The following is a 9599-nucleotide window of genomic DNA, read 5'->3' on the forward strand; positions in this document are numbered from 1 at the left end:
CCTAAAGAGAGTTCGTATTCATATTGAACAATGCGATCGAGACTGAAATATCCCTTACTCTGGGAAGAGGTAGAAGTGGAAGGAGAATTTTTTTCCGAAGCTTTGAGGCGAATTTTTGCACGACGGCGACCTTCAGGAGTCCACCAGGCGGGAATAATCACTTTGTAGCCGGAATCTTCTAAAACCCAGGCACTTTCTTTGAGAAACTCGAAAGCTTCCGAGAGGGTTAGTTGCAAACCAATGGGTTTATCTGTTTCCAATCCACTCCAAATTTTCGGATACATTCGCGCGGCATAACCGAGTTCGAGTAAAATACTTTTTTCAAATTCTTTGCCAAACTGCTTGCGAATCTGGGTTTTGTTTTTAGTTTCGAGATACCAATAGTCATCTAGACTCAATTTCAGAGACGGATCGTCTTTGGCCACCGCCAAAAATTCCAGCTTCCAAGCTTCGAGATCGAGATTCGAGGCTTCAATTAATTTGAACCCTAAGTCAAAATTAGAATTCGCGCGATCGCCAACAACTTGATGTTGCCACCCTTGCCATTGTTGATAAGTTTCTAGGCTAATGCTTCGACTTTGAAAAGGAGGCAGCTTGGTTGTATTTAAGTAGAGACAGTCGGCGATGAGGGAGTTTTCGATTTTGCGCGTAAAAACCGCAGGCAAAGCTGTTTGCATTAAAGCATCGTGTAGCAAACATTCAGAAAAATGCCGCAGCAGAGTTTCTTTATTCCAAAGTTGTGACGATCGATCTAATTTTTCAAATCCTGTCGTACAGGCGATCGGCATCCATTCAACAAACTGTTTCAAACGTGATTCGTATTGAGAAGAAACAATCTCCCATCCCGGATAAATTTCAGAAGGTATTTTCTTACTTCTCTTTTTTGGTTTCAACTCTCGATAGGTCAGTGCTGGAATATATTGGTCTTTTAACAGAATCTCTCTAAAAAATTGGACATAGTGATACCAAAATAGTAAGTCGGAGCCGAACTGAATGTCTTGAATGTTGTAAAAAGCTAAAAAATGCAGATCGCTAACAACTTTAATAATCTTCTCGATCGCGACGCAATCAATTTTCCAAGATTGGAGTTGAATCGAATCGGGTTCGTCTGTTTCGAAATAGCGAACTAACTCCAGGGAAGGTAGGGGAGATTCTTCAGTACTTGGGAGGAGAAAGTTTCGCTCGATAACTTGATGCGCGTAGCGATCGCCCCTTGAGATTCCTGTTGAGATGCCTAAATCATTGCGGATAAAATCATGTAGCTGCTCATCTTCCAAATGTCGGGGATGGCGATCGCTCTTTTTTCGCCGTTTTTTCACCTCAGAAGTTTCCACCCACAGGTAAAAACCACCGCTTTGGATAAAGTCATCGCCGTGCTCGGGAATCCAAGTTCCGTGGAGAACTTTCATGATGTTATTCCACTCAGAGTCACTCTTTCTAAAAAGGGTAGATCGATTTGAGCGATCTGGCAAAAAAAGTAGTCAAATTAGGTCATCAAGATCGAACAATCGATCGACTTTATGACTTCAATAATCGGACAAATTTCAAAACAAATTTCAAAACTTAATTTATCGCCAAAAAAAAGCGGATGGTACCGCAAAAATACCACCCGCAATTACCGAATATTTGTCAATCTAGTACTGGGCCACACTGGTGCGCGATGAGCAGGGGTAATCCAGCGCCCGGTTATCCCTTGCCGCCGGGGTAGGCACAGGGGCACTACCCCTACTCAATTACCATCAGGATTCAACTCAGACATCGTATAAGACACCAACAGCCCCGGCACCATTTAGGTTATCGACCTGTTTGCCCGGAATGCCCGTCAACAGGTCCGCACGACCGTCGCCATTGAAGTCGCCACCGGCTACACTCCAGCCGAAGCGATCGCGAGATTCGGGGGGTTCGCCTGTGATGTCGAGGGTATCTTGGGAGACGAAGCGATCGCTCAACCCCGTGAGACGATTATCGGAACCGTTGAGGATATTCACCCCACCCACATCGATGCTGTTGACACCCACGCCGAGGTCTTCGCCGGGAACGCCCACACCCAGGTCATCGATGCCGTCGCCGTTGAAGTCCGCCGCCGTCAGACTGGTGCCGAAGCGATCGCCCAGGAAGCCGAACTCGCTATTTTCACCCCCTTGAGCAACCCCTTGCACCCCAAAGCTATTTTGATGCCAGAACTGATCTCCCGTCGCACTGAGACGATTGGCTGTTCCGTAGATGACGTTCACCGCACCGGCATTGGAGGCGTTATCGATATCCTCTTCGGGAACGCCGATGCCCAAGTCGTCGATGCCGTCACCGTTGAAGTCCCCGGCCGTCAAACTTGCCGCAAAGCGATCGCCGGTTTCCGCTTCATCGAGAATACCCGTCCGGTTTTGATGCCAGGTTTGATGACCGTTGGCACTCAGGCGGTTGGCCGAACCGTAGATAACGACCGCTGCCCCCGCATCTTCAATATTGCCAACGGACTCCCCAGGACTGCCGACTGCCAAATCGTCCCGGCCGTCGCCATCGAAGTCCCCAGCCGTCAACGCGCCGCCAAATCGATCGCCCGCTTCCGCAACGGAACTGATGACCGGACTCGCTTGAGCTTCACCGCTATCCTGGTGCCAAATTTGGTCGCCGATGGCGTTCAAGCCGTTAGCCGAACCGTAGATAACGTTCACCGCCCCCGCATCGACGATATCGAACACGTCTTCACCGGGAGAACCCACGGCCAAGTCCACAAATCCGTCGCCGTTGAAGTCCCCAGCGGTGAGGGTTTCGCCAAAATTATCTCCCGCTTCAGTCCCCTGACCGGAACTAATCCCCGGACTGTTTTGCGTCCAGAACTGGCTGCCGGCGGCGTTTAAGCCATTGGCGGAACCGTAGATGACGTTTACCATTCCCGCATCGGCAACATTCAGGGCATCTTCATCGGGGGAACCGACGGCAAGGTCCGTATAGCCGTCGCCATTGAAATCGCCCGTGGCGACCACTTCTCCCATGCGATCGAAAGTCTCAGAACCGAATTTCACCCCTGGGGAATTTTGGGACAACAACTGGTCGTCGGGTAGGGGCAGAATAATTTCAAAGTCGCCGGGAACGAATACTGGGGGAGGTACGGGAACGCCGATGATGGGGTCGGGATCGAGTTCGGGGCGCACGTCCACGGTATCCGGTTCGCGGAATGCACCGGGCATTTCGATCGGGCGTTCGCCGAGGATAATACCATCAAGGGCTACGGTTTCGAGGGTGGGTTCGACGGGGGGTTCGATGTTGCCGCCTTGCCCAACTCCAACTAATGGGTTGCTCGTATCAGGCTGCATCAGATCGTTTGCTAATGCTCCCATCATCGGATCTTCTTCTAAACTACTGATTCGACCGAGAGACTGGGTGTTGCGGAAATTTCCAAAGCTCAAAGTTTCCATGATAATTTGTCCAATTATTGTGCGAATCGTCAAGTTCGTGGCGTTGTCGATTTCTGATGGGGAGAGGGGGGGAGAATTCAGAATTCTAAATTCGGAATTCGGAAAGAAGAGAAGAAGACAAGGTATAGGGGAAGCAAGAGAGACGGAGGAATAGTGAAGCCCCATGCTTCCAAAACCTTCAAGCCTCTTAAACGATCGTGGTTAGAGGGCCGCCTTCGTTCAGAGTTAGAGTATTGGGATCGACACCATCAACAATTCCCACCAGTTCCCGTGCTTGGAAGAAAATACCGCTGGTATCCACCCACAGACCTTGGTCGATGAAGATCCGCGTACTGGTACTGCCATCCACCATGAAGGATTCGAGGATGTAGTTTTCGTTGCCTTTGAGTTGAATGGTGTCTTGACCGACGATGAAATCGGTAATCCGAGCGAAGTCTGCCTCGCCGGAGTTGCCTGCTTCGATAACGCCATCGTCGTAAAAGGCTTTGCCGATGCGCCCTAAAATAAATTTGTCGTTCCCCTCACCACCGGTAAGAATGTCGAATTCGCCTCGTCCGGGTTCGGCATCATCGTTATCCACACCGACTAAGACATCGTTACCGTTTCCACCGAGCAATTGGTCGGTCTGTGCGCCACCGTAGAGGCGATCGTTATCGTCGCCGCCATCAATAAAGTCGCGACCGTCGTCACCGTAAATATCATCGTTACCGCGACCGCCATAAATAATGTCGTTATCGCGACCCCCATGAATGACATCGCGAGCGCGGCCCCCATAAATCGAGTCGCTGCCAGAACCTCCAAAAATCAAGTCGCTACCGAAGTTACCAAAGATTTCGTCGTTGCCACGACTACCATACATCGAGTCATTTCCACGATCCCCAACTAGGGTATCGTCATCTAAGCCACCATTAAGAAGGTCGTTTCCAAATCCTCCATCTAAAAAGTCTTCATCGCGACCTCCGTAAAGGCGATCGTTTCCCGGATCGCCCCAGAGAGAGTCGTTTCCAGCATTGCCAAATAAAACGTCGTCACCGGCAAGAACGAGAGGAAATACTGGGAAAAAGGCAGGTTTGCGATCGCCGTAGAGACGATCGTTGCCACCGCCACCGCGTAATGTATCGTTGCGGTCTAAGCCGTACATCGCATCGGCTACGGGGTTTCCAATGAGGTTATCGGACGCGGGTGTTCCGGGAATAAATGCCATAACTATATCTCCATCTATGGTGTTGTTGGAGGGTGGATTTCCTCCTGTGGCGTTCATAGGTTGGAGCGGTCGAAAACTTATGCACTTGCGATCGGTATGGAAGAAAATCTCGATCGAAATTATTCCCGAAACCCATCGATCTCGGTATTTCGATCGATGGGTTTTGCCATGTAAATATCCGGTTTTCCAGATCCGTTGGCATCTGGCATCACACCGATGATGACGAACCCCAACTTTTGATAAAACTCGTAGGGATGGTCGCGCAAATTGCCGATGTTGGCGATCTGTTCCCAAACATCGGCATACAAATCCTTCCCCGACAACGTCGTCAGATTGTTTTCATCATCGGTTCCCACCCAAAGGGTGAGTGCTCCTTGTTTTCGGACTTGCTCTTCTAAGTCTGCGACCAGTACTCGACCGATTCCCCGTCGGCGAAATTCTGCTTTCACAACCAGGGGGTGAAGTTCCCAAACATTGCCATCGTACTGGCGAATGCCACCAATCCACCCCACAATCTCACCTCTAGAATCGATCGCGATTCGACTGAAGCGATCGCTCCCAAAAGAGTCTCGCACCTCCTGGAGGGCTGAAACTCGATCGGGCCAAGCATCGGGACAGTTCTCTTGGAATCCCTCGAAAAGTAACTCAGCAACTCGATGGATTCTGACCTCATCGTTGGGGGATAAGTCGAGAATTCGTACCTTCATAGCCTCAACTGGACGCTCCAACTTTGAAAGCGTTTCATTGTGGAGTTTGCAGCATCTACTGACTCCAAATCCCAAACCGATATTGAACTTAGAGTGGCATATCGGGCCATAAATCCGTTAGCGGCGATTCGCGAATCACCGAAGCGATATCCGCTACTTGTTCGTCAGTAAGCTGGGTTTTCCACTTCGACATACTTTGGCGCGGATCGCGATAGACACTGTAGTATGCCTTATCAGAATTGGCAGAGCTTTTCTCGCCAGAAATCGATCGATCGATAAAGTCGCGGGTGGATTGACCGACTTCCCAGCCGACAAAATCGAAAATTTCGGCAATTTTACCGTGGGGATCGAGACAAACATCATCGTAGACAACGACCAAACCGCGATCGTAACTCCGTGCGAACTCCACGAGGGGTTCGACACCAATTCGCCAGGTGAGCGCCTCAAACTGCGCTAGGGACATTCCATCGAGGCGATCGAGATACTGAGAAAACCTTTCGCCATTGGGACTCTCGAGAAGCTGGCGCACGCTCTCAACTTTAGCTTTCTGACTTTGACCGAACAGACTGAGTTCGACACCTTTAAGATACGAGGCAATATTAGCAAATGGATTTCGTGCCACTGCGAGCATATAGGGTTCGATCGCCTCGCACAAGCGGGGTAATAGATGATTGGGAAAGTTGACATCTTTAATTAAAACGGGCGTGCGTTCGGTCAGTGGCATTTTGCCGTACCATTCGTACAGCGGTTTAATCGCATCAACTCGCTTTCCCAGACCGTAGAGTAGGTGCAAAAGTTGACCATTTTGATTGCGAAAGCTTTTGGGTGGAAATGGCGGCATATCGACACCATGATAAGCTCGGCGGCAGATCGCCTCGTACTCCGACCGTAATGATTTGGCATCACCCGATTCTATCTGTTGAAGCCAAGTATTATAATCTGTAGATTTTTTGCGAAGGAATGGCTCGTGCTTGTAACTGCAATGCTCGTAAGAATTCATCATTTGAGCCAGCCATGTCGTTCCCGACCGACCTCGACCGAGCAATAAAACCGTGTTGAGTTTCGATCGATTTGTTTGGGAAGCCGTTGTTATGGGTTGGTCATCGTTCTGACGATCGGAATTCGCTTTTAGCACGATTGATGTACCTCAAAATAGAAAGAAAAAGCTTAAGTCAGGAAATACTTTAGCTATCTTGCCATCAGCATCTAGAAGAACTCCAAGGGAATTGTGACGCAAGGAGTTGAAATTAAGATGATTTTGACCCTAGAAATCTAGCATATAAAACTCGAAATATCAAAACCTTCTCTCGAGTCGATATCGTCACTGAAACTGAAGTTATTCTGAGACTCTTGATGGCTCGATCGATTTGGGTCGTCTACAGCTCAAGTTAGATCAACTAATAACAGGTCAGTATTGAGCAATACCCATAGCTCTTTCGGAATGGCTGCACCAACAGAGTCGCTTGGCAGACGAGTGTCAGCTTCAAGAAAACTTCGAGATTTAAAAATTAATATCGAGGACCTTGTTTGAGATTTAAAAATACAACGAAGAACATTAATTTTTAAATCTCGAAGATAAATTTTAAGTCAACTAATCTTGTTAATTCAAGATTTATATAATAGTAGCAAAATTCCAACATCTTAGAGAGTCAGTTTCATCGCTCTAGTCTTTCTTCCTCAGTTCGGTATCGATGTTTGCTGGGTTGACAACCTTTGTTATTTTCTTTCATTAACCGATTGTAAGTTCGGTAAGGAATGTAGGCTAAAGGATTATCGCCTCCAAAGCGCAAGATTAAAGTACACGCCCATGAATATTTTCCGGCCATAATCGCTTCAACAACATGTTCGTATTGCTCTGATGTCAAGATTTTCTCAAGTTTTTCGTTGAAATAAGAAGTTCGATTGCTCATATTCACGATCTTGAAATTTTATTAGATTTGACTTCGATTTTCGATCTCTAATAGAAATCGAAAAATCATTTTTCTCAAGTTATCCTTACATTAAAATTTGGAGTGATTTGGTTGCCTGGAAACTTTGATGACTTTGCGATCGGCAATTAGATATATATGACAATAGAAAATTGAATTAAAAATCAAATGTTCAAGAGTATTTTTAATTTATGACTCTGGTGAATACTGACTATCTCAGACTGATTGCTTGAGGAGATAAAATTTTAATCCAATTAAAACTAGAGAAAGAAAAACCTCTTTCTTTCAGTCATGAAAGACGTTCGATGTTTTGAAACTTCTGTTGTCGACGAAGTAAGCTATAAATTGTCAACAATGTTAGTGCTGGTAAATTCATACGAGTTTTCACGGAAGAAAGATGTCGATGAGTTTACACGTGGGGATATTGCAGATCGTTTCCAGATCGACTTATTGGACTTAGATGACAATTTTATATTTCCGACCGTGTCAGAAATATAAAAAATTGCTTTACAAACATTTTCATTTTTTGAGTTTTTTCTTGTTTGACATGAAGTTTAAATTTACTGAAAATCAGAAGAACCGAATCAAAGTTATTTTTTTAAGAAGTAAATGCAAAAAAAGGTTTTTTGTTTAGATTTCTAAACGAGTATTGATTATGTTATCACAAAATTCCGATTCTAAGATCGAGTATATTCATGAATCTTAAAAATAAACGACTAACCCGATCGAGGTAGAACATAGCAAGATTTCATATCACGAACGATCCGAGAAAGAGATTTAGGTTTAACATAAAGTATGGGAATAACTCAGAGATATGATTCCTTTCTTTCTTTGCATAAGATACCTCAAAAGTCCGACAATTGCTATAAATAAAAGTAAATTTTAAACTTCAAATCTAAATCTAAAATAATAACTTCTGCTTTTGTATTTCATCCTTTTTGCTCGATTCTTTATGTATATATCGCTTAATACATCGATCTAAAATTAAAATACTGAAGTTATTTAAGCGACACTTATGACTTCAGATCGAGGTCGCTCTATGAAACGATCGCACCGATAATAGCATAGAGCACAATAATCTCGCTCCGATCGAGTTTTTGAATGCATTCGAGTGATACCGAACCTGTATTTTCCTGAGATCTTCTCTCAAAGTCCAGAGATTTTCTGCAATGACATCTATATCCAGAGCGCAATGCTAGTCATGTCCGGGGCGTGAACCCAATCGAGAAAAAGCGGTCACCCCCTTATTTGGAGCACGAGAGAGGTTTGCCATGAAGAAGATGATGAGTCCGTTGACTGTTTCCTTCAATGCCACACCCAACTCAATCGACAATCGGACTAGACTCGAAGTGCAACCCTTTCAAACTTCGATCGAAGCAATTTCGCTATCACAGCGGTCTTGGTTGAGCCGTCAAATTGTAACCTTCGAACCTTCAAACCTGCATTCTCAAGAATTACTAGCTCGATACGCTGCCGGAGAACGGCACTTCAGTCAAGTCAATGTGACGAACATTTGAGCTTAGTCGATTTGCCAGGAATCGATTTGAGCGGAGCAACACTCGATACTGCCATCTTAGAGGGCGCGAATTTGGTGGCGGCAAACCTAAAAGAAGCTCGTTTGCGTCAAGTGAACTTGACTGCAGCAAAACTATGCGGAGCTAATTTAATGGGAGCGGATTTGTATCGAGCGGATTTACGGGGAACAGACCTAAGAGAAACCCACTTTATGGAGGCAAATTTAACGGGAGCGGACTTTACCGGAGCGGATTTGCGAGGAGCCAATCTCGCAGGAGCCGATTTGAGAGATGCCTGCTTCATGGGAACGGACTTAAGCGGAGCCCATGGGTGACAAGTTAAGGCTGAAAGCCAGTCGTCAAGGGAGTTGCGGAGGATGGCTCGAAGAAAAACGGTGAAGATGTTCGGGGCGATGCTGGAAAGGGAGCAATAATTAACTTGACTTTGGGTTTTCGTCGAGCTAATGCCCAAATCTCGATTCTGGGGTGCGGCAAAATAGCTCACCGGGTCAGCAGCCAATCCCTTTTGATGAGCCACCTGAAAATGATACAAACCTCTGTAAATCATCTCCAAAGAAATGCGCTCGAACGGTTCGGACATCTCGTCAGCTACGGCATCCCCTAAATCTACCAAAACTCCATAAAACAGCCAGGTTCCCCAAATCTGTAATTTGATTCCATTGAGAGAACCCGTCCATAAGTAACTCAGTCCTAAAAGACGTTTGACCACATTAAAAGCTTCTTCAATTCGCCATCGCCGTCGGTATAAATCGGCGACCACATAGGGAGGGAGAACTCTCGGGTCTAGTACCGAGGTTAAATAAGAATGC

General features: G+C 46.2%; 8 protein-coding genes and 1 pseudogene. 2 read left to right on the forward strand and 7 right to left on the reverse strand.

The window, feature by feature from the left end; all coding sequences use genetic code 11:
- The 6 genes from IQ235_RS10205 to IQ235_RS10230 all read right to left on the reverse strand — a co-directional run.
- Positions 1–1409 (reverse strand): SNF2 helicase-associated domain-containing protein (locus IQ235_RS10205; protein WP_264321365.1); only part of this gene is annotated, 1409 nt, incomplete at its 3' end.
- Positions 1410–1751: 342 nt separating this feature from the next.
- Entirely contained in the window at positions 1752–3416 is a 1665-nt protein-coding gene (locus tag IQ235_RS10210; RefSeq protein ID WP_264321366.1) for an FG-GAP-like repeat-containing protein, read from the reverse strand.
- Positions 3417–3603: 187 nt separating this feature from the next.
- A complete protein-coding gene (locus IQ235_RS10215) occupies positions 3604–4677 on the reverse strand; it encodes a calcium-binding protein (protein ID WP_264321367.1) in 1074 nt (357 codons plus the stop codon).
- A 62-nt stretch (positions 4678–4739) separates the two neighbouring features.
- Complete coding sequence (locus tag IQ235_RS10220) at positions 4740–5327, reverse strand: GNAT family N-acetyltransferase (protein ID WP_264321368.1); 588 nt, start codon at positions 5325–5327, stop codon at positions 4740–4742.
- Between the two features lie 88 nt (positions 5328–5415).
- Positions 5416–6462 (reverse strand): sulfotransferase domain-containing protein, encoded by a 1047-nt coding sequence (locus IQ235_RS10225; protein WP_264321369.1) that lies wholly within the window; start codon positions 6460–6462, stop codon positions 5416–5418.
- Between the two features lie 520 nt (positions 6463–6982).
- A complete protein-coding gene (locus tag IQ235_RS10230; RefSeq protein WP_264321370.1) occupies positions 6983–7237 on the reverse strand; it encodes a HetP family heterocyst commitment protein in 255 nt (84 codons plus the stop codon).
- 1289 nt (positions 7238–8526) lie between these two features.
- Here IQ235_RS10230 and IQ235_RS10235 point away from each other — a divergent pair.
- Complete coding sequence (locus IQ235_RS10235) at positions 8527–8772, forward strand: hypothetical protein (protein WP_264321371.1); 246 nt, start codon at positions 8527–8529, stop codon at positions 8770–8772.
- A gap of 11 nt (positions 8773–8783) precedes the next feature.
- Positions 8784–9104, forward strand: coding sequence for a pentapeptide repeat-containing protein (locus IQ235_RS10240; RefSeq protein ID WP_441373258.1), 321 nt, complete (start codon positions 8784–8786; stop codon positions 9102–9104).
- A 4-nt stretch (positions 9105–9108) separates the two neighbouring features.
- On the opposite strand, the pseudogene IQ235_RS10245 reads toward IQ235_RS10240, so the two are convergent.
- Positions 9109–9599 (reverse strand): annotated as a pseudogene (locus IQ235_RS10245) (transposase); the annotation flags it as partial.

Origin of the sequence: Zarconia navalis LEGE 11467 (assembly GCF_015207075.1) — a bacterium.
Taxonomy (GTDB): Bacteria; Cyanobacteriota; Cyanobacteriia; order Cyanobacteriales; family Geitlerinemataceae; genus Zarconia; species Zarconia navalis.